The 25,833-nt window shown below is 60.2% G+C and carries 22 protein-coding genes and 1 tRNA gene; 11 read left to right on the forward strand and 12 right to left on the reverse strand.

The annotated features are described in order from the left end of the window. Window positions 1–12 precede the first annotated feature (12 nt). Complete coding sequence (locus tag GJ700_RS21570; RefSeq protein WP_154377748.1) at window positions 13–1,197, reverse strand: cation:proton antiporter; 1,185 nt, start codon at window positions 1,195–1,197, stop codon at window positions 13–15. A gap of 144 nt (window positions 1,198–1,341) precedes the next feature. On the opposite strand from GJ700_RS21570, the gene fghA reads away from it, so the two are divergent. Next, entirely contained in the window at window positions 1,342–2,190 is an 849-nt protein-coding gene (gene fghA / locus GJ700_RS21575; RefSeq protein WP_154377750.1) for an S-formylglutathione hydrolase, read from the forward strand. Here the strand turns inward: fghA and GJ700_RS21580 are convergent, their stop codons facing one another. From GJ700_RS21580 to GJ700_RS21590, 3 genes are all read right to left on the reverse strand, one after another. Then, window positions 2,191–2,772, reverse strand: coding sequence for a DJ-1/PfpI family protein (locus tag GJ700_RS21580; RefSeq protein ID WP_154377752.1), 582 nt, complete (start codon window positions 2,770–2,772; stop codon window positions 2,191–2,193). 133 nt (window positions 2,773–2,905) lie between these two features. Beyond that, window positions 2,906–3,862, reverse strand: a complete 957-nt coding sequence (locus tag GJ700_RS21585) for a chemotaxis protein (protein WP_154377754.1) — start codon at window positions 3,860–3,862, stop codon at window positions 2,906–2,908. Window positions 3,863–4,040: 178 nt separating this feature from the next. Then, window positions 4,041–4,116, reverse strand: a tRNA-Gly gene (locus GJ700_RS21590). A gap of 143 nt (window positions 4,117–4,259) precedes the next feature. On the opposite strand from GJ700_RS21590, the gene GJ700_RS21595 reads away from it, so the two are divergent. The 4 genes from GJ700_RS21595 to GJ700_RS21610 all read left to right on the forward strand — a co-directional run bounded on the left by GJ700_RS21595 (window position 4,260) and on the right by GJ700_RS21610 (window position 8,986). Further along, window positions 4,260–5,891, forward strand: coding sequence for a Na+/H+ antiporter (locus GJ700_RS21595; RefSeq protein WP_154377755.1), 1,632 nt, complete (start codon window positions 4,260–4,262; stop codon window positions 5,889–5,891). A gap of 4 nt (window positions 5,892–5,895) precedes the next feature. Further along, window positions 5,896–6,957, forward strand: coding sequence for a sensor histidine kinase (locus GJ700_RS21600; RefSeq protein ID WP_154377757.1), 1,062 nt, complete (start codon window positions 5,896–5,898; stop codon window positions 6,955–6,957). Beyond that, window positions 6,945–7,676: a LytR/AlgR family response regulator transcription factor gene (locus GJ700_RS21605; RefSeq protein ID WP_154377759.1), complete on the forward strand. Its 732-nt coding sequence runs from the start codon at window positions 6,945–6,947 to the stop codon at window positions 7,674–7,676. Before GJ700_RS21600 ends, GJ700_RS21605 begins: the two co-directional genes overlap by 13 nt. Window positions 7,677–7,792: 116 nt before the next feature. After that, on the forward strand, window positions 7,793–8,986 hold the full coding sequence (locus GJ700_RS21610; protein WP_154377761.1) for an acyltransferase family protein: 1,194 nt from the start codon (window positions 7,793–7,795) through the stop codon (window positions 8,984–8,986). Window positions 8,987–9,044: 58 nt separating this feature from the next. Here the strand turns inward: GJ700_RS21610 and GJ700_RS21615 are convergent, their stop codons facing one another. Next, window positions 9,045–9,974, reverse strand: a complete 930-nt coding sequence (locus GJ700_RS21615) for a sensor domain-containing diguanylate cyclase (RefSeq protein WP_154377763.1) — start codon at window positions 9,972–9,974, stop codon at window positions 9,045–9,047. A gap of 46 nt (window positions 9,975–10,020) precedes the next feature. Beyond that, window positions 10,021–12,471, reverse strand: a complete 2,451-nt coding sequence (locus tag GJ700_RS21620; RefSeq protein ID WP_229507158.1) for a penicillin acylase family protein — start codon at window positions 12,469–12,471, stop codon at window positions 10,021–10,023. 189 nt (window positions 12,472–12,660) lie between these two features. On the opposite strand from GJ700_RS21620, the gene GJ700_RS21625 reads away from it, so the two are divergent. Further along, complete coding sequence (locus tag GJ700_RS21625) at window positions 12,661–13,182, forward strand: GAF domain-containing protein (RefSeq protein WP_154377767.1); 522 nt, start codon at window positions 12,661–12,663, stop codon at window positions 13,180–13,182. Then, window positions 13,157–13,564 (forward strand): DNA-binding transcriptional response regulator, encoded by a 408-nt coding sequence (locus GJ700_RS21630; RefSeq protein ID WP_154377769.1) that lies wholly within the window; start codon window positions 13,157–13,159, stop codon window positions 13,562–13,564. The genes GJ700_RS21625 and GJ700_RS21630 overlap by 26 nt, the downstream gene beginning before the upstream one ends. Here GJ700_RS21630 and GJ700_RS21635 read toward each other — a convergent pair whose 3' ends face one another. From GJ700_RS21635 to bluB, 3 genes are all read right to left on the reverse strand, one after another. Next, the gene (locus GJ700_RS21635) at window positions 13,565–14,557 is read right to left on the reverse strand and encodes a pyridoxamine 5'-phosphate oxidase family protein (RefSeq protein WP_154377771.1); all 993 of its coding nucleotides are present in this window, start codon (window positions 14,555–14,557) and stop codon (window positions 13,565–13,567) included. Between the two features lie 10 nt (window positions 14,558–14,567). Next, window positions 14,568–15,188 (reverse strand): glutathione S-transferase family protein, encoded by a 621-nt coding sequence (locus GJ700_RS21640; RefSeq protein WP_154377773.1) that lies wholly within the window; start codon window positions 15,186–15,188, stop codon window positions 14,568–14,570. A gap of 104 nt (window positions 15,189–15,292) precedes the next feature. Further along, window positions 15,293–16,006 carry a 5,6-dimethylbenzimidazole synthase gene (bluB, locus tag GJ700_RS21645; protein ID WP_154377775.1) on the reverse strand — a complete coding sequence of 238 codons (714 nt, stop codon included), beginning with the start codon at window positions 16,004–16,006 and terminating at the stop codon, window positions 15,293–15,295. A gap of 395 nt (window positions 16,007–16,401) precedes the next feature. Here bluB and GJ700_RS21650 point away from each other — a divergent pair, with 395 nt between their 5' ends. Next, the gene (locus GJ700_RS21650; RefSeq protein ID WP_154377777.1) at window positions 16,402–16,704 is read left to right on the forward strand and encodes a hypothetical protein; all 303 of its coding nucleotides are present in this window, start codon (window positions 16,402–16,404) and stop codon (window positions 16,702–16,704) included. 300 nt (window positions 16,705–17,004) lie between these two features. Here the strand turns inward: GJ700_RS21650 and GJ700_RS21655 are convergent, their stop codons facing one another. The 3 genes from GJ700_RS21655 to GJ700_RS21665 all read right to left on the reverse strand — a co-directional run bounded on the left by GJ700_RS21655 (window position 17,005) and on the right by GJ700_RS21665 (window position 21,937). Further along, on the reverse strand, window positions 17,005–18,858 hold the full coding sequence (locus GJ700_RS21655) for a pentapeptide repeat-containing protein (protein WP_154377779.1): 1,854 nt from the start codon (window positions 18,856–18,858) through the stop codon (window positions 17,005–17,007). Window positions 18,859–19,678: 820 nt separating this feature from the next. Then, a complete protein-coding gene (locus tag GJ700_RS21660) occupies window positions 19,679–20,239 on the reverse strand; it encodes a DUF6891 domain-containing protein (protein WP_154377781.1) in 561 nt (186 codons plus the stop codon). Window positions 20,240–20,881: 642 nt separating this feature from the next. Continuing rightward, window positions 20,882–21,937, reverse strand: coding sequence for a hypothetical protein (locus GJ700_RS21665; RefSeq protein WP_154377783.1), 1,056 nt, complete (start codon window positions 21,935–21,937; stop codon window positions 20,882–20,884). A 456-nt stretch (window positions 21,938–22,393) separates the two neighbouring features. Between GJ700_RS21665 and GJ700_RS21670 the strand changes: the two genes are divergently transcribed. The 3 genes from GJ700_RS21670 to GJ700_RS21680 all read left to right on the forward strand — a co-directional run bounded on the left by GJ700_RS21670 (window position 22,394) and on the right by GJ700_RS21680 (window position 25,691). Continuing rightward, entirely contained in the window at window positions 22,394–23,725 is a 1,332-nt protein-coding gene (locus GJ700_RS21670; RefSeq protein WP_195763973.1) for a sensor histidine kinase, read from the forward strand. Beyond that, window positions 23,725–24,477, forward strand: a complete 753-nt coding sequence (locus GJ700_RS21675) for a LytR/AlgR family response regulator transcription factor (protein WP_154377789.1) — start codon at window positions 23,725–23,727, stop codon at window positions 24,475–24,477. The genes GJ700_RS21670 and GJ700_RS21675 overlap by 1 nt, the downstream gene beginning before the upstream one ends. A 143-nt stretch (window positions 24,478–24,620) precedes the next feature. Then, entirely contained in the window at window positions 24,621–25,691 is a 1,071-nt protein-coding gene (locus tag GJ700_RS21680; RefSeq protein WP_195763974.1) for a S41 family peptidase, read from the forward strand. The last annotated feature ends 142 nt before the right edge of the window (window positions 25,692–25,833 follow it).

Consider the following 25,833-nt stretch of genomic DNA (forward strand, 5'->3'; position numbering starts at 1 on the left):
GTGCCCTCCTTCTCAATGGTCCTTGCTGGACGCTTCTTTCGCCCACACCAGCGCGTATTGCGTGATGACCGGACCCAGCACTTCCATGAACAGTGTCATCGCGGCCAGCGCCGCCAGCTCGTCGACCAGCACGATGCCCATGTACTTGGTCTGCTCCAGCAGCAGGATCACGAACACGGACATCGGCGCCATCGCCACGCCGGTCAAAGCCCCCTTGCGCCACGAGACGCCGCCCGGGTGCGAGAACACCGCCACGGCGCCGATCTTGACGATGAAGCGGGCCAGCACCAGCACGGCGGCCAGCGCGGCGCCCGATACCACGCGGTCCCAGTCCAGGGTCGTGACGGCGAACACGAACAGCAGCACGGCAAGCAATTCGCCGATGGCGCCGAAGTTGCGCTCGGTGCGGGTAATCACCACGCGGCGGTGGCGCGCCATCAGGCCGAACGTCAACGTGCCCAGTACCGGCGACAGATTCGCCGCATGGGCAATCGCCACCAGCGATACCACGGCCAGCGCGAACGCCACCGACCCTTCGCGGCCCACCTGCCCCAGCTGGCGCAGCACGGCCGGCACCATCACGCCGAACACGGCGCCCATCACGGCCGACGCCAGCAATTCGATCGCGCTGTGCGAAATGGCTTGCGCCAGGCTGCCCGACGTGCGGAACACCCAGACGCCCACCACCACCTTGAACACGAACACGGCCAGCACGCAATTGATGGCGACCATGTGCAGCACCCGCTCCGTGACCTGGCCCGAACTGTTTTGTTCGTTAATCACGCGCAGCACGCCGGCCGGCGACGTCGACATGGCCAGCGACGCCAGCAGTGCACAGGTCAGCGGCGGCATGCCTGCCGCGTGGCTGAAGGCATAGACCACGGCAAACGTGGCGGCCGATTCCGCCACGGCGGTCAAGGTGATCCACGGATTGATGCGCAGCCAGTGCAGGTTGATGCGGTAGCCGAACTCGAACAGGATCAAGCCGAACGCCACATTGGCCAGCAATGTGACGGGGCTGGAACTGTCGCTGACGTACAGGTCCGGGAAAGCTTGTGCGGCCGCGAAACCGACCAGGCCGTAGACACTGATGCGGGGCACATTGATCCAGCGGTGAATGATTTCGCCAGCCAGCCAGGCCAGCGCAATTGCAAACGGCCATGCAAGCTCGGCGGACAAGACCAGGATATCTGGCATGTTCCCTCCTTGCAAAAAAATCTGACTGAACTGTAGGTGATCGAAGGCAATCGTGTCGCACCGTTGGCATGCCATCCGGTCCGCTTCGCTTGTACAATCGCTGCGAATTCCATCCCAACCTGCATTCAACGTAAAGGGAATCCCATGCTTCAGCTGCTCAGCGAACACGCGTGTTTTGGCGGTGTCCAGCGCTTTTACCAGACCGCCAGCACGGCCATCGGCCTGCCCATGCGCTTTGCCGCGTACATCCCGCCGCACGCGGACGGCGCGCGCCTGCCGGCGCTGTTTTACCTGGCCGGCCTCACGTGCACGGAAGAGACCTTCGCCATCAAGGCGGGCGCGCAGCGCATCGCGGCGGAACTGGGCGTGATCCTGGTGGCGCCCGATACCAGCCCCCGTGGCGCGGGCGTGCCGGGCGAAGCCGATGCGTGGGACTTCGGCGTGGGCGCGGGCTTTTATGTCGATGCGGTGCAGGCGCCGTGGAGCACGCACTACCGCATGTACAGCCATATCCTGGAATTGCGCGAACTGGTGGCGCGCGAACTGCCGGTCGACGATGCGCGCGTCGGCATCTTCGGCCACTCGATGGGGGGCCACGGCGCGCTGACCATCGCGCTGAAGCGGCCGGACTTGTTCCGTTCCGTCTCCGCCTTCGCGCCGATTGCCGCGCCCGCGCGCTGCCCATGGGGGCGCAAGGCGTTCACGGGTTACCTGGGCACCGACGAAAGCGCATGGCTGCAGCATGACGCCAGCGCGCTGATGGCGTCGCGGCAGACGCCGTTCCCGCACGGGATCCTGATCGACCAGGGATTGGGCGACAAATTCCTTGCCGAACAATTGCACCCGGAAGCGTTCGAGGAAGCGTGCCGCACGGCCGCGCAGCCGCTGCAATTGCGGCGGCATGCGGGCTATGACCACGGCTACTATTTCATTTCAACTTACATGGAAGACCATTTACGTTTTCACGCGCAAAACCTCGCGTTCGAAACGTAATTACAGCTTGATTTCCGTGCCCAGCTTTTGCAGCAGCTGGGCCAGCCATTGCGGGTGCGCGGGCCATGCGGGCGCCGTGACGAACTGGCCGTCCGTGACGGCGCCGTCGATGGGGATATCCGCATATTCCGCGCCGGCCATTTTGACTTCCGGCGCGCAGGCGGGATAGGCGGAAATTTTCTTGCCACGGATGACATCGGCCGCCGCCAGCAATTGCGCGCCGTGGCAAATGGCGGCGATCGGTTTGCCCGCCTGCGCAAAGCCACGCACCAGGGCGATGACTTTCTCGTTCAGGCGCAGGTATTCCGGTGCGCGGCCGCCCGCCACCACCAGCGCGTCATAGGCGGTGACAGCCACCTGGTCGAAATCCGCGTTCAGCGCGAACTGGTGGCCCGGCTTTTCCGTATAGGTCTGGTCGCCTTCGAAATCGTGGATCGCGGTCTTGACCTTGTCGCCGCTCTTCTTGCCCGGGCACACGGCGTGTACGGTATGGCCCACCATCAGCAGCGCCTGGAACGGCACCATCGTCTCGTAATCCTCGGCAAAGTCGCCGGTCAGCAGCAGGATTTTTTTCGCAGCCATCGTCATCTCCTATCAGGGTGGTATCAGGGTTGGACAAGCGGGACCATGATAGCCCGGCGCGAAAAATCATGCATAAAAAGCAAAAAGGCGGCAGGCTCGCGCCTGACCGCCTTTCATCGCAGAAGAAAGCTCTTTATTTGTTCAGCACTTTGCGGATGGTTTCCGCCAGGTCTTCCGCCACGAATTTCGCGACATACGCGTCCGCGCCCACGCCGCGCACGTGGTCTTCGTTGGTCTTGCCGGACAGCGACGAGTGGATCACCACGGGAATCTTGGAGAACCGCGCATCCTGCTTGACCAGGCGGGTCAGCGTGAAGCCATCCATTTCCGGCATTTCCAGGTCGGTCAGGATCAGCGCGACGCGCTCGTCGATGCCGATGCCCTCGGCCTTGCAGCCATCGGCAATGTGATTGAGCTTGTCCCACGCTTCCTTGCCGGACTTGGTCATCGCATATGGCGCGCCCATCGCGTTCAAGCCCTGTTCGATCAGGCTGCGCGCCACCACGGAATCGTCGGCGGCCAGGATGATGGTGCCCGGCTTCAGCAACAGTTTCGGACCGATGGTGTCCGGATCGACGTCCTTGCCTTCGGTCGGGATCATCTTGCGCAAGATGGTTTCCACGTCCAGCACCTGCGCCAGGCGGGTGTTGTTGACATCGCCATCGAGGCGGGCAATCGACGTTACCATGCCGCCGGCCGTGCTGCCTTCGGCGGACAGCACCTGGCCCCAGTCGAGGCGCACGATTTCATCGACGGATTCCACGGCAAACGCTTGCGTGGTGCGGGCAAATTCCGTCACCAGCATGATGTTCAGGCCCGTCTTCGGCTTCACGCCGACAATCGCCGGCAAGTCCATCACGGAGATAATCTGGCCGCGCAGGTTGACGACGCCCAGCATGTGGGGCGACGAACCCGCCACCGCCGTCACTTCCGGCATGGCGACGATTTCGCGGATCTTGAAGACGTTGATGCCATACAGCTCCGAATGATCGCCATTGGCGTCGCAGCCCAGGCGAAACAGCAGCAGTTCAAACTTGTTGGAATTGGTTAAGTTACTGCGTTCGTCAATTTCTTGTTGAACTGAATTCATGTGTGATTTCTCCGTCGGGGCTCTCAAGTACTGATAGCGGCAGGGCTCCAGTATAACGAGATTGCCTTGTGTAACGGAACATTTCCCCCCTTTGCACCATGGATGAGAAGCGCGCGCACAACACCGGCGTGACGGAAAAGCAAAAAGGCAGCCACGAAGGCTGCCTTTTATGAAATTCTGGAGCGGGAGAAGAGTCTCGAACTCTCGACCTCAACCTTGGCAAGGTTGCGCTCTACCAACTGAGCTACTCCCGCTTGGGAGGCCGCATTATGCCAGCGCCGGAAAAAAATTACCAGAGCAAAATGAAAGTCAGTGCGGCATATCCCCGCTGGGGTTTGGCGGCGAGGCAAGCTTGCTGCCTTTATAATGCAAGCTTCTTTTTCCAGCACGACACAGAATGGATGCAATAGAAACAGTCCTGGCCATGTTGCTGGCCGTGGTCGCCAGCGCGTACCTGGTGCGGCTGCTGCCGGTGGGCGTCCCGCTGCCGCTGGTGCAGATCGGCCTGGGTTTTTGGATTGCCGCCTTTTCCACCCACGGTATCGCGCTCGATCCGGAATTCTTTTTCCTGCTGTTCTTGCCGCCCCTGCTGTTCCTCGATGGCTGGCGCATCCCCAAGACCGGCCTGTTGCGCGACAAGACCGTGATCCTGGAGCTGGCGCTGGGCCTGGTCATCTTCACTGTCATTGGCGCCGGCCTGCTGATCCACCTCTTGATCCCCGCCATGCCGATGCCGGTCGCGTTTGCGCTGGCCGCCATCGTGTCGCCCACCGACCCGATCGCCGTGTCCGCCATTGCCGCGCGCACGCCCATCCCCAAGCGGCTGATGCACATCCTCGAAGGCGAATCGCTGCTGAACGACGCCAGCGGCCTGGTGTGCTTCCGCTTTGCCGTGCTGGCCGCCACCACGGGCGCATTTTCGCTGGCCTCCGCGACCTTGAGCTTCGTGTGGCTGGTGGTGGGCGGGATTTCCATGGGCGTGACCGTCACGGCCGGCATCACGTGGATACAGCGCTGGCTGACCAGCCATTTCGGCGAACCGCCCGGCTCGCCCATCCTCGTCAACCTGCTGATGCCGTTCGGCGCGTACCTGGCGGCCGAACACGTGCACGCGTCGGGCATCCTGGCCGCCGTGGCGGCCGGCATCGCCATGAGCTACGTTGAACTGAGCGGCCATGCCCACGCGGCCACCCGCATCCAGCGCTCCGCCGTCTGGGATACCGTGCAATTTTCGCTGAACGGCGTGATGTTCGTGCTGCTGGGCGAGCAACTGCCCCATATCCTGAAAGGCGCGCGCGCGTCGCTGGAAGACGTGGGACACGTGAATTCGTGGTGGCTGGTGCTGTATGCGTTCGCCATCAGTTTCGGCCTGATGGCGCTGCGCTTCATCTGGGTGTGGGCGACCCTGCGCCTGACCCTGTACAAGAAAAGCCGCATGGGCGAGGAAATGGAGCGGCCCCACTGGCGTTTGCTGCTGGCGATGTCGCTGGCCGGCGTGCGCGGCGCCATCACGCTGGCCGGCGTCATGACCTTGCCATTGTTGCTGCCTGACGGCCGGGAATTTCCCGCCCGCGACTTGACCATTTTCCTGGCCAGCGCCGTGATTTTGATTTCATTGGTGGCCGCCAGCATCGGCCTGCCCCGCCTGCTGCACGGCATGGAATTTCCGGACGAGCCGCACGAACAGCAGGAAGAAGACCGGGCCCGCGAAGTGGCGGCCAATGCCGCCATTGCCGCCATCGAGCGGGCGCAGATCGACCTGATGTCCACCAGCACCGAACCCGACCTGTATCCGCAGGCGGCCGGCCGCGTGATTGCGCTGTACAGGCACCGGCTGGTCGAGCACGCGGAACACGACGAGGGTCGCCGCTTCCGCAAGATGGACAACGCGGAAAAGGATTTGCGCATGGCGGCGCTGGCGGCCGAGCGCAAGGCCATCTACAACCTGGCCCGCCACGGCCACATCTCGGACGAGATTTCCCGCAAGCTGGTGCGCGAAGTCGATCTGTCCGAAGCCCGCTTCCGCTGACGCCATGACCAGCCGCCGCGCGTTCCTTGCCGTGATCGCCGCCTGGCTGCTGTTCTGGGCGCTGATGATCGTCACGGCGGTGTTCGACATGCTGCGCGACGGCGAGTCCGGCTTGTGGAAACCCGTGCTGTGGGAAGGTTCGTCGGCCATCACGGCCACCACCTTGCTGTTGTTACAGCGCCGCGCCACCCGCCGCTACGACCACTTATTGGGCCAGCCGCTGCGCTGGTTCGGCCGCCAGTTGCTGTGGGCACCCGTGTACTGGGCGGCCTTCGTGCCGATGGCGTTTTCCATCCGCCACGGCGTCTATGCGCTGATGGGCGACACGTACACGCACAGCGGCTGGCCGGAAACCTTCCTGTACGAAGACATCAAGATCAGCGTGTTCTTCGGCATCTTTGTCGTCATCCAGTTCGGCTTGCTGTCGTACCGCGCGCTGATGGAAGAAAAAGTGCGCGCCGAACAGGCCGCCACCTTGCTGCGCCAGGCGCAATTGCAGCAACTGACGCAGCAAATGCAGCCGCATTTCCTGTTCAACGCCCTCAACACGATTTCGTCGCTGATCCATACGGATGCCGACCGCGCCGACACCCTGCTGGTCCGGCTGTCCGACATGCTGCGCGCCTCGCTCGACCACGGCGACCGCCAGCAGGCGCCGCTGGCGGAAGAATTGAAGCTGTTACGGGGCTACGAGCAACTGATGAGCGAGCGCTTTGCCGACCGCGTGCAAGTGGCGTGGCACATCGATGACGCCGTGCTGGCGTGCCTGGTGCCGCCGATGAGCATGCAGCCGTTGCTGGAAAACGTCTTCAAGCACACGGTGGAGCGCCGCCGCCAGCCGGTGCGCATCACGGTCGCGGCGCTGCGCGACGGCAATGAACTCGTGCTGCGCATTGAAGACGATTGCGGGCGGCTGGCTGATACGACGGCATCCTGCAGCGGCGTCGGACTGCGCAACCTGCGTGCGCGGCTGGCGGCCCTGCACGGCGAGGCGGCCAGCCTGAAGTTGCTGCAACTGGAGCCTGCCGGTGTGCGGGCGGAAATGCGGCTGCCATGCGCGTGCTGATCGTCGACGACGAACGCCCGGCCCGGGACAAGCTGCGCCGCCTGCTGGCGCGCGAAGCGGACATCGCCGCCATCGACGAAGCGCGCGACGGCGTGGAAGCGCTGCAACTGGCGGCCACCTTCGCGCCCGACGTGCTGTTCCTCGATATCCAGATGCCGGAAGTGAACGGGTTCGACGTGGCGGCGTCACTGCCCGCCCCCGCGCCGCTGGTGGTGTTTGTCACCGCGTATGACGAATACGCGGTGCGCGCCTTTGACGCCTGCGCCGTCGATTACCTGTTGAAACCCTACGATACCGAACGCTTGCAGCGCGCCGTGCAGCGTGTGCGCGAACGGCTGGCCGCGCGCCGCGCCAGCGATGCGGCCGCACCGCCACTGGCGGGCCAGCCGGTACGGCAATTGCTGGTGACGGAACGGGGCGTCACGCGCATCGTCAAGGCCGACGACATCGACTGGCTGGAGACCGCCGACAACTACGTGGCGCTGCATACCTCCGCCGGCAGCCCGTTGCTGCGGCAAACCCTGTCCGCATTGCTGGACAGCCTGGGCCCCGCTTTTATCCGCTGCCACCGCCGCGCCGCCGTGCGCGTGGCGGCGGTAGTCAAGGTAGCCGTCGACGACAAGGGGGATGGGGAATTGCTGCTGGCAAGCGGTGGCAAGGCGCCGTTGAGCCGGCAGCACCGTACTGCCGTCATGGCGGCGCTGGCCGCGAGGGCCTGATCGCATCGCCCTGCGTTCCGGTTCGCCCCGCCGCGCCCCCGCTTCGCCCCATTTGCCTCGCGATGGCTTCCCCGGCCCGGTATGCTGGTTTTATTGCAACCCGACCGGAACCCGCCATGAACCCATCGCAGCAACGCCTGTATTTCCTCGACTGGATACGCATCGCCGCCTTTTTCCTGCTGGTGCTGTACCACACCGGCATGTATTACGTGACGTGGGACTGGCACGTGAAAAGTCCCCATGCCAGCGATACCATCGAAGCGCTGATGATGCTGTCGTCGCCCTGGCGTATGAGTTTGCTGTTCCTGGTTTCCGGCGTGGCGGCCGCCTTCCTGCTCAACAAGGCCGGCGCCGGCGCGTTCGTACGCCAGCGCAGCTTCCGCCTGCTGGTGCCGCTGCTGTTCGGCATGTTCGTCATCGTGCCGCCGCAGCCGTATTTCGAAGTGGTGGAAAAAGTCGCCTATCAGGGCAGCTACCTGGACTTCATGAAACTGTACGTGCAGGCTTACCACGGTTTTTGCAGGGGCACGGATTGCCTGGATCTGCCGACCTGGAACCACCTGTGGTTCCTGCCCTACCTGTGGGTGTATTGCCTGCTGCTGGCCGCGCTGGTGGCGGTGCTGGGCCGCGCGCGCTGGCAACAACTGGGCACGGTGGTAGCCAATGCGCTGTCGGGCTGGAAACTGGTGCTGTTGCCGGTCGCCGTGCTGGCCATCGGCCGCCTGGCGCTGCTGACCCGCTACCCGCATACGCATAACCTGGTGGTGGACTGGCATAACCATGCAACTTACGTTCCCATCTTCCTGCTGGGCGCCCTGGTGGCCTTCAATGCGGCCTTCTGGCAGCGGGTGGACGACATCCGCTTTGCCGCGCTGGGCACCGCGCTGGCCGGCTGGGCGATCCTGGTGTCGTATTACGCCATCACCGACCACATGCAGCCGGAGCAGATTGGCCTGTGGCGCGATGCGCAGCGCGTGCTGTATGCACTGGTGCAGTGGAGCGCGATCCTGGCCGTGTGCGGTTTCGGCCACCGCCACCTGCAATTCGACAGCGCCAAGCGGCGCTACCTGACGCAAGCCGTGTTCCCCGTGTATATCCTGCACCAGACCTTGATTGTGGTGTTTTCGCAGATGCTGAAACCGGCCAACCATGCGCCGGCGCTGGAAGGATTCATGCTGGTGGTGCTGACGCTGTCGGCCAGCTTCGGGATCTTTGAAGTGGTGCGGCGCGTGGGGGTGTTACGGCCGTTGTTTGGCTTGGAATATGCCAAGCGATTACGTGCCACACCCGTCTCCGCCGCCGCCGCGTGACGCTTTTGAAGGCTGGGGTTCTGCCGGCATGGCGGCTTTGTAAAAGCCGCCCTACGGATCAATTCAACAATTTTCGCGAGCGCTTGGACCGGTACATTTCCGCATCGGCCAGCGCGAACGCTTCATGCAAATCGTAGCCGGGCTTGCGCATCGCCATCCCGGTCGACGCCTTCACGTCGTGCAGGGCAAACTTGGCCTGCAGGCGCTGCAACAGCACTTGCGCATCGTAGTAATCGCACTCCACCAGCAGCATGGCGAATTCGTCGCCGCCCAGCCGCGCGATCACGTCCGAGCCGCGCGTCACCGACGTCAGTACCTGCGCGGCGCGCACCAGCAGCGCGTCGCCCGCGCCATGACCCTGCGTATCGTTGGTGAGTTTCAGTTCATCGAGGTCGATCGACACCACGCAGGCCGGATGGCCGTAGCGTGCACAGCGCTCCTCTTCGCGCGACAGCAGCATGCTCCAGCCGCGCCGGTTGTACAGGCCCGTCAACTCGTCGCGGGTGGCTTCCAGTTCGGCGCGTTCCGCGCGGCGGCGCGCATCGGCTGCGGCCAGTTCGGCATTCAGCAGGCTGCCCAGCAGTTCCACCATCAATTCCAGCATCGGCTGTTCATTGACGATATCGGCAGGTTGCGGGCGGGGATCGAGGGCGCACAGGGTGCCGAACAGCGAACCGTCGGCGCGCAGCAGCGGCAAGCCGACGTAAGCGCCGATCTCGACCTGCTGCCCGATGGGCGCCGCGGCGTAGGCTTCCACCAGGCGGCTATCCGGCGCCAGGTTCGGCCCCTCTCCCTTCACCATGCGCGAACAGAACGAATCGCTCCAGCGGAACACCTGGCCCGGCTTGACGCCGTAGCCATGGTCATCGGCCGACAGGACGATCCAGTCGTCCCCTTCGGTCCGCGTCACCATCCACAGCTGGAATCCAAGGCGCGCGTGCAGGAATTCCATGCAGGCTTTCGACGCGCTGGCGAAATCATTAATCATGACGGTCCCTCCTCCGGCAATCTTATGATTTCGTCATTATGCACCGCTATTTCACAAATGTGAGCATATGTTTGGTGTCACCCGGCAACAATGGCGTGGCCTTGCCGCTGACCCAGTCGCCGTGGCCGGCCAGGAAGTAAGGCGACAGCGGATGGCCGCTCTGCCCGCCCGGCATATTGAAGATGCCCCGCTCTTCATGGCCCGGGCTCACCACCATGCGCTCGGACTGGCCGAATTTCGGCCCGGCGACGCGCGGCATGTTGGAATCGCCGGGCATCGGGTCGGCCGGCGCCGACAGCCAACCGCGCAGCGCGGGCACGGCATTGGCAATCGGATGCATGATGATTTGGCGGTTGCGCGCGCCCCACGTGGCATCGGCCAGCTTTTTGCCGTCTTTCGTCAACTCCGCCACGGCACGGTCCAATGCGGCCAGCTGCAACTCTTTCCAGCTGGCGTATTGCGCCGGCAGCCAGCCGGCCGGCTGTTCATCGAGCACGCGCGCGATGACGGCAGGCCAGCGGGTCGACGCCGCCATCATGTCGGATTTTTCGTTCAGCCTGGCCAGTTCCGTATTCGCACCGCCATACAGGGTTTCGTACAGCGACCACATATACGTGCGGGCAATGCGGTAGCCGACCGAATCCACGCTGGCCCGTCCGGACCAGCTTTTTTCCAGCAGCGCGCGGGCTTCCTGGCGTTTCGGGTTGCCGGCAATGGCTTGCTCGTCGAGCAGCGCCAGCGCGCGCTCGCGCCACGTGCCCATGAAAATCGCGCGGTCGTCCAGCGCCACGCTGTAGACACCCTTCTCGTCCGTCTTCGCTCCCAGCGCCGCCACACTGTCGCGCACGTGGCGCGTACGGGCGCCCAGGTCGAAGCCGCCGTCGCCAATCAGGTCGGCGCCCGCACCCAGCAGCTGGCGGCTGTTGGCGGTACTGAGCTGGCCGCCGGCCGGGTTGCGCACCTGCGGATAGGCCCCAGGCGCCAGCAAGCCGTTCCAGCCGGATGCCGCGCTGTCCGCCGTCAACGGGAAGGTGGCGGCAATGCCGGGCTGCGCGCGTTTCGGCAGCGCGCCGGCAATGGTCCAGCCGATGTTGCCCTTGCTGTCGCCGGCCACGAAGTTTTGCGCGGGAATCCCCATGCTGGTGGCGATGGCCAGCGCCTCGTCCAGCGTATTGGCGCTTTCCAGCCGCATGCCGTTGAAATTCACGGCGCCCGGCACGTGCGCCACCCAGTGCAGCGCGTAGCGGCGCTGGTTGTCGCCGGCGCCGATGTCGCGCACCGGGCCCAGCGACGTTTCTGTGACCTTGAACGGTTCGGCCGCCGCACCCTTGACGAGAATGGGTTCATCGTAGACCACCGGTTTTTCCCAGCCGGCCGGCGTCCTCACTTGCCCCGGGCGGGACGCATCGGTTGCCAAAGCCACCAGGTCGAGGTAGTCGCCGTAGCTGTTGGTAAAGCCCCATGCCACGTGGCCATTGCTGCCCACGATGACCATCGGCGTGCCCGGCAACGTGACGCCGACGATGCGGCGCGACTCGCCCTGGTGCGGCACCATCAGCACCGCGCGGTACCAGATGTGCGGCAACTGGAATCCCAGGTGCATGTCGTCGGACACGATGGCGCCGCCATCGTTGCTGCGGCTGCCCGCCACGGCCCAGTTATTGCTGCCGACCATGCCGGTAACGTCGGCGCCACCGGCCTGGGCCATGCCATACAGTTCTCCTGTCCCCGCCTGCGCCAGGCTGGCGGCAGGTCGGTTCAGTCCCAGCCGTTTCGATTCCACCGCACCGGCCTTGCCCCACCAGGCCGGCGCCTGGGCGGGGAATGGCGCGTTCGCGGCCGGGATATCGGCCGCATCGAGCGGCGCATCCCATTTGGTCGCTTCCGGCAACAGCACGGCCAGTTGTTCCGGCGTCGTGTTGTCCTTGACCCAGCCGCGCGCCAGTTCGCGTGCTTCCTGCGCACCCTGCAAGTCGAAGAACATGGCCCAGCCCACCAGCAGTGAATCGGCGGCGCTCCACGGGCGGGGTGACATGCCGACGAGGCCGTATTCGAAGGGACGGGCGCCCAGGTTGTTCAAGCCGTCATTGACGCCGGCCACGTAGCGGTCCAGCAGCGCGCGTTCGGCGGCCGGCATGGTGTCGACCATGCGCTGGGCGCGGGCGCGGAAGCGGTGCAAGCGATGCTCCTTGTCCAGCGGCAGCGCTTTGGGACCAAACAATTCGGACAATTCGCCGGCCGCGGAACGGCGCAGCAAATCCATCTGGAAATAGCGGTCCTGCGCATGGACGAAACCCGTGGCGTAAGCGACATCGAGGCGGCTGGCGCCCGTGATGGTGGGCACGCCCTGGCCGTCGCGCGCGATCGTCACGTCGGCCGACAAGCCCGGCACGGTGCGGCGCCCGTCCAGCTGCGCCAGGCTGCCGCGCAGGAAGAACCAGACTGCCAGCGCCACGAGCGCCACCAGCACTGCCAATCCCACGACGACGCGTTTCATCCACGTTCCCAGTCCCGCCTTGCGCATACCGTCCCTCATTATTGTTATGACAGCGGGAATATTGCCAGAAGTCCAACGCCAGTGGGGCCGGAAATTTGTAACCAGCACCCCACAGGCGACAGCGGTACGGGTTTCAATTGGCGGCGCTTTCCTGCTACAGTGGCCACATCGCCATTGGTGAGTCCCGCCATGATCGCTGCCCCTACTCCGGACAATGAAGCCGAACGCCTCGCGGCCCTGTATGCGCTGCTGATCCTCGATACGCCGCGCGAAGAGCGCTTCGACCGTATCGTTGAATTCGCGGCGGCGGAATTCGATGTGCCGATCGCGCTGATTTCGCTGCTGGACAGCGAACGCCAGTGGTTCAAATCCAATGTCGGCCTGACCGCGTGCGAAACCGGCCGCGACGTGTCGTTCTGCGGCCACGCCATCATGCGCGGCGACATCATGGAAGTGCCCGACGCGGCGGCCGACGTGCGCTTCGCCGATAATCCGCTCGTAACGGGTAGTCCCCACATCCGCTTTTACGCGGGCGCCCCGCTGATCACGCCACAAGGCTATGCGCTGGGCACGCTGTGCATCATCGACACGAAGCCGCGCCAGCTGGACGATATCGAAATGGCGATCCTGTCGACCTTGCGCGGCCTGGTCATGCAGGAATTGCAGTCACCGAAAGGAGACGCCGATGTCCGGGCACAAGCCGCAGGATAGCCACGTATTGCTGGTCGAACCGCAAGCCATGCTGCGCCGGACCGTGGCGCTGACGGCACGCTCGCTGGGCATGGCGCAAATCCATGAAGCGGCCAGCATGACGCTGGCCCGGCAAATCCTGCGCCAGCGGCCATTCGACGGCGCCATCATCGCCATCGACGATGGCGGGGCCGTGCATGACCTGGCGCTGCTGGACCAGGTGCGGAGCGGCGACACGGCATCGTCACCACGGATGCCGATTGCCGTGATGGCGGACAATTGCACGGGCGACCAGCTGGCCGAACTGAAGGAACGGCAAGTGGCGCGCGTCATCGTCAAGCCGTTCCGGGCCAGGATTTTATTGGAAGCGCTGGCGTCGCTGGCGCAGCATAAGCCCGGCTGATCACCAGGTCCCGGTCCGCGCGGATGCCGGCGACATCCCTCCTTGCTGCGCATTCCAGCGGATGCCCAGCGCGTGGCGCCGCCACACGACGCGGCGCGGCATAAAGCGCCAGTAACGCTGTGCCCCATCCACCGCGCCGTCCGGTACATGGGCCAGGATCTGCACGTCGCCCGTCATCTGCAACAGGTGCCCGCCATCGAAATCCACGAATACCAGCCCCGCGCGGGGATTGACCGTGAAGTTGCCAAGCGTGTTGAAAAACAGGTTGCCCGCAAAGTCCGGCACGGTCAACGCACCATCGTCATCGACACGCACGAACCCGGGCCGCCCGCCCCGGTGCGACACGTCCACTTGCCGGGGGCCGTCCGGCACATCCGCGTACGACGCCACATAAAACGAATCGGCCCGCGCGATCAACCGCCTGGCGGCGTCGTCCAGCGCTGGCTGCCATTGCGGCGCATCGGGAGGCGTGTTCGTTAATTGAAAATCGCGCAACTGGATATATTGCGGGCAGTTGCCGAACGATTGCAGCACGTCGATGCGGGCGTGTTCATGCTGCCCGCGCCGCACCACGCCATTCATGCGGTTGCGCCGGCGCGTGTGCAGTTCGATACCCAGCAGCGCGATGCTGTCGCCATCGTTCATGCCCGCGTCGGCCGGATCGTCCGGTATGCGCGGCAAGCGCACGTCCAGCGCACGGGGATCGGGCGACTGCATGAATCCCGGCGCCCCGCTGCGCAAGGTCGCCCACACGTCGCCATTGCCATCGACGGCGCCCAGCACGGCAAACGGCAACTGGGCAAAGAATTCACGGTGCTGGTCCGGCATGTATGGCCGCACGACCTTGCGGCCGATGCTGTCCATCCGCTCCGCCACGCCTTCCAGGCGCTGCATCGCCACTTCGCCCGCATGCCACGGCGAAGGCGGTTCCTCGTGGACTGCCGGCGGGACAGCCACGGCGGCCGGCACGGTGCTGCTGACTGTCCTGTCCATGGCAGTCTCCTTACGCGGCCAGGCCGACCGGCGACACCGCCATCGGCACGAAGCCCGGCAGCGCTTCGACCCGCGCCAGCCACGCCAGCACATTGGTGTAGGCGGACAAATCCACATTGCCTTCCGGCGCGCGGGCGATGTAGCTGTACAGCGCCACGTCGGCAATGGTCGGCGTGCTCGCGCCCACATCGGCCACCCAGTCTCGCCCTTCCAGTTCCGCGTCGATCAGCGCCAGGATGCGGTGCGCGCGGGCGATCATGTCGGTGGGATCGACATCGCGGCCGAACAGTTGCACCACGCGGGCCGCTGCCGGGCCAAACGCGATTTCCCCTGCCGCCACGGACAGCCAGCGCTGCACGCGGGCTTCGGCCACCGCGCCCTGCGGCAGCCAGTCCGTGCGCCCTTCGCGGCGCGCCAGGTAGACGAGGATGGCGTTCGAATCCGGCACGATCACGCCGTCGTCATCGAGCACCGGCAACTGGCCGAAAGAGTTCAAACGCAGGAATTCCGGGGTCTTATGCTCGCCCTTGAGCAAATCCACCGATACCAGTTCATGCTGCAAACCCAGCAGCGACAGGAACAGGCGGGCGCGGTGCACGTGGCCGGACAGGGGGTGGTAGTACAGTTTCATGGGGCACTCCTTGGTGGTTGGACAATGACCCTAGTGTGAATTATTCCACCTCGCCCGAGAATATCCGCCAGCGGCAATTCACTATTCCGCCTACTGGAATAAAACTAGGCCGCTGCGGCCAAGTTACGCAGCGCTTCCTGCAGCGGATCGTTTTCCAGCGGCTGTCCCCAGCCGTTGCCGTGCACCAGTTCTTCCAACGGCAAGCGCGAGCGCCAGCCCTTGGCCTGCAACTCGGGCTGCGCCAGGAATTCGCTGACGTAGCCGATGCACAGGTACGCCACCGGATAGACGTTGTCGGGCAGTTTCAACGTGGCGGCCAGTTCCTGCTGGTCGAGAATGCTGACCCAGCCCACGCCGATGCCTTCGGCCCGCGCCGCCAACCACAGGTTTTGCACCGCCAGGCACACGCTGAACATATCCATTTCCATGATGGAGTTACGTCCCAGCACGTGCGGACCGCCACGGCTGCGGTCGCACGTGATACACAGGTTCAACGGGCTTTCCAAGATGCCTTCCAGTTTCAGGCGTTTATATAGCGAGGCCTGGTCGCCCGCATAGTTTTCCAGCGCCTTCGCGTTTTCCCGCTCAAAAATCGCATGCACCTGGCGCCGCACGTCCACGCTGTCGATGACGATAAAATCCCACGGCTGCATGAAGCCGACCGACGGCGCATGGTGCGCCGCCTGCAGCAGCCGCGCCAGCACATCGGGCGGCACCGGGTCAGGCAGGAATTGCGAACGGACGTCGCGGCGTTCGCGGATGGCGCGGTACAGGCCGTGGCGCTCGACGTCGGAAAAGGCTTCAGGTGTTATTGTCATTTTGGGAAATCTGGGAATGGCGACGGAATTCGCAACGCCGGCATTATGCAATATAAAATCCCTTGCGCGGCTTTGGCGTTGTCCTGACGCCAGGCGTCGGGCGGCCAATTTCGTTTCATGGCGGCGGTTCGCAAGTGCCTGCGGCGTCTCCTGGGGTACCTGCCAAATCAACCCATGGTCTAACACGGTATATTTTGGGCCACCTGCGTCCAGACCGGGCTAAAACCCATGGGCGACTGTCGAAAACCGGCTAAGAATTCAGGGCGAAAGTCTAATTTGATCCAGTTCTACGGGGGCGAAAGTCTAAAGCGAACGCTGTTTCGTTTCACCGGTTCAACTTTTAGACACTTCTCGAAAGGACCGGCTCATGACATACGAACCGAAGCGGCCGGGCAATGCGCAGCTTTCAATGGAAGAATATTTTCCTGCCAGACGGAACCAGCCTGCGAACCAGCCACTGCGGCAACGTTGAATTCGCCAAGGTGGTGGGTGACCGTATCGTTTCCGACGACGGTACGTCGTTGACGCCGTCGCTGTTTGCCAATCGCTACGCCAAGGGCCGCAACGAATGGCGTTTTGTATGGCTGCGCTTTCCTGGCGATGATTACAGGATGCGTGCCGCCGATTGCAGGGCGCGCTTTGAGAATTTGCAGCTACAGCGGTCTAATAACGATGCTGAAATGTCCAAGGTGGTCTAACCGGCCGTGGCCAATAGGCTAATCCGGTCTACGGGTTTCCCGGCGGAGGCGAGTTCGGTCTAAGAAATCCGGCACCTCGGCTATTCTGGATGCCTTTAGACTGCACTCGCACCGTTTCGGGTAAATTAGACTGGCGGGGGAAAAAGGGGCAGCCCTGCTGTATTACTAAGCTGGCTTTCCGCTATATCATCCTATTGCTGAACGTACGTTGAATGGCTGATTTCACCCCAAAGCGGACGTTCGGATATCCAGCCACGTCTACAACCGTTAATGCATCTGCCGGACCGTATTTGCTCTTTACTATTTTACAACCCCACGATATAAAGTCATGTCTAAGCCACGAGACGCAAGGGAATCCCTAAGATCTCTGCTCGCCACCTCATCAATTACGCAGTTTTTCGGGAATGTGGAAATGTCCAATCCATAGGTTCCAGACTTTTGCGTTGCTACACATATTTGCGTATTTTCGTCAATTGTAGCTCCTGCAAATGACGTTGCCTCATTAATGTGAATATTTACAAGTAATGCCCCTTCGAGTTTTGCCCCGTTTAGTTGAGCGCAGCGTAAATCAGTGCCGTGCAAGATCGCATGTCGGAGATCGGTCACGAATGCTTTTGTACCAAATAAGGAAGCTGAACCAAGTTTGGCGCCTTGCATTCTTGCACCAGAAATATCCGCACCGTCTAACTGCGCAAGTGCTAGCTCGGCCTCTTGTAAACTAGACATTTGCAAATTCGTTCCCTGAAGTTGGGCTTGAAAGAAATCCACTCGTTGTAAATTAGCGAGATAGAAATTGGATCCATGCAACTGTGCGCCGCGGAGACGTAATCCTTCTAGATCAATTCCTTGACGGATTTTTTGATTTTCTAGCGCTGGCAATTGGGTGTCGAACCCAGCTAGAACAATATTTGAAAGGTCGTGTGAATGATTTCGTAGAACTTGCCCCCGATCTGAACCAAGTACCAAAGTAAGCGCCTCGCCAAGGCCACGGCCAATAGACAGTTGGGCTCCGTCAAGCCAATCTTTCTGTTGCGCAAGCAAGTCTGCCTGATCACGATAAGGAAATCTCGGAAATCTATTTACATGCACTTGCATCAGTACAAGCCAAATAGACCTAAAAAGCTGAAATGCGGGCCTCTGAAAATGAACTCCAAAATCTCCTCGAAGGAATGCCGCCAATTGATGTACTGCTGCAATCTGTAAAGCAGCCGCTGCATCTCTTCGTCCTGGTGCGGGCAGTACCGCGTCCTCAGGCAGTCCGTAGCTTTCTTTACTAGTAACGCTTTCATCTGTGCTGCTAACCGAGGCGTCCGAGTTCATGCTCTTGACAGCCTTTTTTGTCTCGACAATTTTATCTTCGACGAAATGTGTTCCAGCGGCCCACTCTGCATTTTTTTGGAAATCCTTAAGGTTGATGTCCTTTCGTTGGTTTTCTATTTGTTCACGATTGTTCTGATCACGGAAAAGCCAAACCATGAATGCAATAGGCATCCCTAAAATTATTAGCAGTGGATTCCATGCTGAGGGCTGTGCAATCAACCTCTCTAATACAGAGCCGGAGGATCGATCAATCAGGGTTGCTAATCCACCGAATAGCCAAATGCACAAAGCCATGGAAATCGATGCCGCAATTAGAAGCAATGTGATTCTTCTATTGTGGATTGAGATTGAACCCTTACGCTGGCACCACCTTGAGATACGCAATTCTAGAACTATCCACCTCCAATGGCCGTGGCATTCGTAAATTCTTCGATTATGACTACTTAATCCCGCAATCAAACATTTTTCTAGAAACGAACCAAATTTCCGAAATTTGCCATGCGCAGCCTCATCCTCGAAAATTATGAGGTTGAACGCCGCGATAGTGGCGACAAGTACAGCAGCTATTGCATAAACCTCCCCAAAAGGAAATGTCGGTGCGACCGAGACAATTAGGGGGTAATGGTATGCAAAAAACGGTGACAACCCAATGCTTAGCATCAAGAAAAAGCTGATAGAAAGACGGAAAGTCAATTGTGTAGAAAGCTTGACGAATTGATCAGTATTGTACTTATCTATTTCACCCATATTCAAATGTGATTTATTTACCCATGAAACTACCAAGATGGCGATTAGTAAAATCATTACTACCCAAAGATTCATAGCCGCACTCATGGAAAAATCATTAAAATAGGAAAAAATTCATTCGAACGTGCAAGAAATATCGAGGCTACAATTTCATTCTAGAAGCGATCGAAACCGGGCGACGAGGCATCTTGGCAATACGCTCCGAAGCGGCCGGTTGCCCCGTTGACGCCTCTGGACTTAAGGATGCAAGTTATATACTATGCGGAATTTCTGTAAAAATGGTGATTCGGCGTATATATGTAGGAGTGCTCACGGCAAAATTTATGAAGAACGGTATAAAGACGATCAACATCAACAAGGCACCGCCGTATTGCCACATATAAGTGAAAAAGCGAGCCTGCTTCGCCGATATGCTCATTTACACCATTCAAAACCTTCCTTTTCTCTGGATCAGAGTGAAAAAAATCCGAATTAAACCACAGAGAAATCATTTTTCTATTCTCAATATAACCTGCCCATCCTCACCATAAGCCGTATAAGATAATGGAAAGTTTTTATCCTTCGATTTCGTGGAATGAAGCTGCTCGACACGCCTCTTGAAATTATCGATAGCCTGAAATTCTTCCTCGGTCACGAATTCCAGCTTGCTCTCTCTATTTACAAGATAAGGAAATATCACTATAGACATATGAATTGCCATCTTAAAATTTTTCAAAACATTGGCCCCGTGACCTGAAATGGTCGATCGTGCTAGTGAAAAGTAGCCGACGCTCGCATCCGAAATGCATTGCTATCGTGCAATCTGGTCTTATGCACGACAACTCTACGGGGCGATTTGTCCTTAAGCATTTTCTCAATAAATGGCAGTTCACTGGCTGTTTTAGACCAAATTGTCCGCTCTTGGCCGTTAACGATCAACTCTTCTCTGCCAATGGATTTTCGGCACCCTTATCCTTGTCTGAACATTGCCGTTCCATTCGACGGCAAAACCATGACGCTCCAGAGCTTCGATAATCGCGGCGGCGATTGCTGTCTTTCCTGCTTCGGTATCTTTCATATCGCCAAATGCGAGCCACAGTCCTTCACCAGCTACCGCTCGCTCAAGGTCCTGCCCGTGATAGAAGCAATATCCTTTGTAGGTACCATGTGGTTGCTTCGCGTGTATCTCGCTCACGTCATCATGGCCGTCTGAAGTTGTATACCCAGCGTTTTGCAACGCGATGATCATGGCTCGGTTCAAATCGCCAAATACGTCATCCAGCCGGTTACAGTCGGTAAATTGAGGCCAGCTTTTTTCTTCCACGGCCTTTCGCTGGAACTCTTCTTCGATGAGCGCTCGAAGCGTCGACTCGTCGACATCGCCTTCTAACACGTCATCGAGAGATGCGTTAACCTCCTTGCGATCATAGAATCCAGACCAAACCCATGTGTTAATCTGATCAGCGAGATATTGTTCTTCTTCGTTCATTTCAAGCATCTTCAATCTTTCAATCTCTCTTGCTCCAAATATGCGATAGGCCGTTCATGGCCGTGTGCAGTTCATGCTTAATCTGACAAAACGCCACCTCGGATGGCACGATTCTTAAGTTCGAGAACCCATGGGTTGTCAGTATGGGTAAGGCAGCTCTTTATCGGCCAACCCGGAGCTGTTTCTATCAGGTGCATCAATGATGAGGCGAGCCCAAAACAGCCGTCGTCGCCAAACAACCCGATAAGCACTATCGCCTCTTCGTCAGAGATTGGGCGCGCAATTCCACGATACTCAACTTCGTACTTACGAAGCGTTTCGATGTCGGCATCTTCCTCGCTTGGAAGCCGACCTAACTCAACTAGTCTTCTAATTTCTCGCCGCATAAAAATCTATCGTAAAACGTCTTCGTCCGCTATTGGCCAATTGCACGCGGTCACGGCTATGCCGCCATCAGCTCCTGTCGCCCGGACCAAGACAATCATGCGAAAATTTGAATGAACGCCACGTTGTCGGAGCGGACGGTCGAGGAACGGCGGCCAACGGTGCCTCTTGTCCCTTTGCCGACCATCGCCGTCAAGGGTTATCTTGCCCTACGAACCTTTGAGTAACGCCCGTCCTCAACGCCACGAGAAAACGTTCTCAATCATTAATGAATTCTTCGAATTTCCGATGAAGTAGAAAACTTGGCGTTTTTGTTAGCCGCTCTGCATCCACTAAATAGGAGGCAATTGATTTGGGTTTGTGACTCATCTCGCGGGTTGCAAGTGCTGAAACTGCCCCAAGTAGCAGCCCAATACCTATGCGTACCGGGTCATACGGGTCGCCGCCACCTATGGTAGGTAGTGCAACTATTGTTGCTGATACTGGCAAACCTACGGAAAAAAGACTGCAAACGTCGGTCTTCCTGAAAAAACTCATTGTCTTGCGGTATTCTTCCTTGGCTTTTTCAAAGCGCTTGACAAAGTCCTGAACAATGTAATGTGCATGTTCCTTATTGTTGCATCTGGATATTTCGTCGCGCAATAATTCCAGTTCATGCTGAAAAACATTTCGAAGTTCTGCTGTTTCCTCCCTAAAGCGCAGCAGTTGGTCTAAGTCGATTGACGCAAGATCATTTGGCAATAGGTCATCAATTGCTAAATTTGCGAGGTAGGTGTTTGCGTGTTCATCATAAACTTGCTCCGTAAAACATCCGTCGTTGGCAAAGTACGTTCCAACAGCCCAATAGTCAGAGGAGTCTGTTGTCAAACTAAGTGCGCGCCGTTCAGCCACAGAAGTTGCCAGATAAAACATATAACCGCCGGCGAGTTCATGCGGCACCTCAAGAAAGCCATCAGCGGTGAGACGTCTTGCCAATTGCTCAAAAAGAGGCAGGAGTTTTGCATCAATTTTTTCGGGGTTAATTCGAGTAAATGTCTCGGTGGAGAATCCCGCCGGCCAAGTGAGGAGTGTCTTTGCGCTATTTCTAAAGTAGTGAAAATCCAAGAACCGTTGTGCAGCTGCAGATTTCTCATGCGCATCCACAGAAAGATTCATAATTGCCCCGGATTGAATAGCAGTCAGAATTTCCGGTTGATCATTCGGTTGATAGCCTGCGGGAACGATTCGATGAATTCGATCCCATACCAGCAGCGCGCGTTTAACGGCATCTAGATCATTGAATTCAATGGTCGGGTAGTGCAGTGCTTGAGTCATGTCGTTTCTACTTTATAGCCCAATAAAGGTTCGATTTACTTCTTCCACGAAAAATGAAGGTCTGCTGTTGGCCGAACCCGGCCCTTAAGCAAAGGATAGCATGTTGCCAAACCGAAAAAGTCACAGACTGTCACGCAAGAACGGGCATAGCGCAAGCCCAGCGGCAGGCAAACGCGACTTCCATTGCGAGCCAGCGTAACCTAGTTAGCGGCGCCATCGAGACGAACCACCTGCACTTAGTGCTGTTACCCCATGCGCGCGCCGGTGGCGCCCCCCCCTGCCGAACCGAGGCACACGCTTATATCTACCCCGCCAGGCTCAGCCAGCAATGCGGTCCGCGGCATTCATCCCACCGACGCCGGTTTCCTCCCCGATTTGCAGCCATTCGTCGCATGGGCAAAAACCTGCGCCCCCGAGCCGCTAGAATGGCGTGGCAAGTTCAACACGAGGAATTTGATGAGTTCTCCCGCATTTCAGCCATTCAACGCTCCTCCCGTACTGGAAGTCGAGCACGACCGCAGCCTGGTGCGCCGCTACCTGCTGCAATCGGCACTGCGCTTCAACGCCGGTTCGCTGCTGTTCCTGTCGCTGGCGATCGCGCTGCTGCCGCTTTGGCTGAACTTTGGCACGGCTGCGCCGGGCGAATTCGAGGCCCGCAAACTCAATCCGTACCTGGTCGGCGGCATCGTGCTGGCAGTGATGGTCTGGTCCGCGCTGATCTCGAGCGGAATCGCCCGCAGCGTTCTTGCCCGGCTGGGCGAGGAAGGCAAGGCGCTGTGCGCCGAGGGGATTGCCTCCTCGGTGACGCGCCGCATCGATGCGCCATTCAATCCCTATACCACCTTTGACCTGTGCACCGAGTCCTTGTCAGGATTGGCGCTCGGCACGGCGCTCGGCTACTCCGGCCCGCCGGCATTCTTCCACGACCCTTTCAAGGGCCGCATCGTACTGGGCCGCTGGCGTCCGCTGGCGCTGGGGCGCCATGTCGAGCTGAGGGTATCGTCCGATTTGGGTCCCAGCTGCCACATCGAGCTGCGCAGCCGCCCAGGCCTGGCCTGGTTCGCGATCCAGCAGGGCGAGTCGCTGAAGGCCGCCGAGATGGTGTGCACCCAGCTGCGCCAGCACCTCACGCGCCATGCCAACGCACTGGATGCGGCTCGGCGTGAACGCGAGCTCGAACGCACCTCGCTGCAGGCGCGCCTCTCGGCCTTGCAGGCCCAGGTCGAGCCGCACTTCCTGTTCAATACCCTGGCCAACCTGAAGTACCTGATCCGCACCGACCAGCACGCCGCGCAGGACATGCTCGACCACCTGGTCGGCTACCTGCAGAACGCGCTGCCGGATATGCGCTCGGTGTCCTCGACCCTGGGACGGGAAATGGACCTTGTCAGCGACTACCTGGCGGTGATGCGCATCCGCATGGGCGCGCGCCTGCGCTTCGCGGTCGACGTGGACGAGGCAATGCGCAGCCTGCCGTTCCCGCCGGCGATGCTGATCTCGCTGGTCGAAAACGCCGTCAAACACGGGTTGGAGCGGGCCAGCCGACCGGGCCTGATCACCGTCAGCGCGACGTGTGAGCGCAAGGGAGAGCGCGAGCTGCTGAGCGTGTCCGTGGTCGACGACGGCGTTGGCTTGACCGAACAGGCCGGGCAAGGCACGGGGCTGGCGAATATCGCAGAACGCCTGCAGCTGCTGTACGGACGCGAGGCCAGCCTTTTCGTAGAGCCCGGCGACGGACAAGGCGTGCGCGCCGTGTTGACGGTGCCTGTGGCAGGAGGCCAAGCCTGATGCCGAGCGCCCTGATCGTTGAAGACGAGCCTCTGCTGCGGGCAGAACTGACGGACCAGTTGCGCATCCTGTGGCCCGAGCTGCGGATCGCCGGCCAGGTCGAAAACGGCATCGACGCGGTGGCGGCCATCGATGCACTGAAACCGGACATCGTGTTCCTGGATATCCAGATGCCCGGCCTGAACGGCATGGAGGTGGCACGCCATATTCCCGAGTCCTGCCAGGTGGTGTTCGTGACGGCTTACGCGGACTATGCCCTGGCCGCTTTCGATGCGGGTGCGTCCGACTACCTGGTCAAGCCTTTGACGACCGCGCGCCTGCTGCAGACGATCCGCCGCCTGAAGTCGCGCGCGGCCGCAAGCCCGCCGCCGCCCGTATGGGAAAAGCTGTTCGAGCAGGAAAGCGCGCCGGTGTACCTCAAATGGATCAAGGCGTCGAGCGGCAATTCGGTGCGGCTGGTGATGGTGAGCGAAGTGCTGTACTTCCAGTCGGACGAAAAGTACACGCGGGTGGTGACGGAGAAAGGCGATGCGCTGATCCGGCTGCCCCTCAAGTCCCTGCACGAGCAACTGGACCCGCAGCTGTTCGCGCAAATTCACCGCAGCACCATCGTGAACCTCCAGGCCGTCGACCGGATCGAACGCAGTGAACCTGGAGGACGTGGCGGCGTCGGCCTGGAGGTGATCCTGAAAGACCGGGCCGAGCGCCTGGCCATTAGCGAAGCGTTTACGAGGCAGTTCCGCCAGATGTAGCCGAGCTTTACTGCCGGCATGGCACCTTTATCACCCCCGACGTCATCAGGTCACGCAAGAGCAGCACCGCGTTTGCGCCTGATGATTTTCTCTCTCTTATGGAACTCAATCCTCTTATGCGACACCTCCTTCCCGCAGCAGCCATGGTTCTCAGCATCATCGCCCTCCCCACCGCCGGCGCACAAGAACGGGGGCCTGCAACAACCGCGCAACAGTCGCGGTCGTTGAGCGCGGCAGACAAGGCCGCTGCCGTCGACGTGTTAGCCCAGCGCCTGTCCAGCAAATATGTTTTCGCTGACGAAGGCAAGAAGATGGCCGCCGCCATCCGCGATCATTTGCTCAAGGGCGACTACGAGAAGGTTGCGGCCGATGCTCAATTCGCGGATTTGCTGACGACCCATCTCCAAGCTGCCCACCCGGACAAACACTTGAGCATCCGCTACGCCTTGAACGCGCCACCTGATCGGCCTCGTCCCTCGCTCAACCAAGGCGTGCCTGCCGAGATGCGACAGCGTATGACCGAAGTGGGGCAATACTTGAATTTCGCCATTGAAAAGGTAGAGCGCCTACCCGGCAATATCATGTACCTCAAGCTCAACGGGTTCTTTGAAGCGGAGACCGGCAAGGCAGCCGCTACAGCCGCAATGAATCTCGCAGCCAATGGCAACGCGATGATCATAGACCTGCGCGAAAACGGTGGCGGCGACCCGCGAATGGTCGCACATGTGGCAAGTTACTTGCTTGGCGATAAGAAGATTCACCTGTCGGACATCTACTTCCGCGCTGATAATGAAACCAATTCGTTCTGGAGTGATCCCGCCGTTCCAGGAGTGCGCTTCGGCGCCGACAAGCCCGTCTATGTGCTAACCAGCGGCAAAACTTTTTCCGCGGCCGAAGATTTTACGTACAACCTCCAGGCTATCAAGCGCATCACGGTCGTTGGTGAAACAACCGGAGGCGGTGCGCATCCGGTCCAGCCGTTCCGTATCGCCCCGAATCTGGTTGCCGTGATACCGGTGGGACGCTCGATCAACCTGATCACAAAAGGCAATTGGGAAGGAACCGGCGTCAAACCCGATGTTGCCGTCGCCTCGGATAAGGCAATGACCAAAGCCAATGCATTGGCCTTGCGCCAGGTGCTGCCAAAACTCAGCAACCCGATGGAGCGGCCAATGCTTGAGAAAAAGCTCGCCGAGTTGGAAGCGGCTTTGTAAATCTCTACTGACCAGTTAGACGGAGAAATCCAGCTCGAAAATTAGCATCCGCCTCAGATCAAGGGCGCGGATGCGTGTCTCCGCTAGTGGCTGAAATTCGCCGTGCAGCTCAGCATAGCAGCTCGCCAGGGACGAAGAATCG

The sequence above is a fragment of the Pseudoduganella rivuli genome (assembly GCF_009674485.1).
In the GTDB taxonomy this organism is placed as follows: domain Bacteria; phylum Pseudomonadota; class Gammaproteobacteria; order Burkholderiales; family Burkholderiaceae_D; genus Rugamonas; species Rugamonas rivuli_B.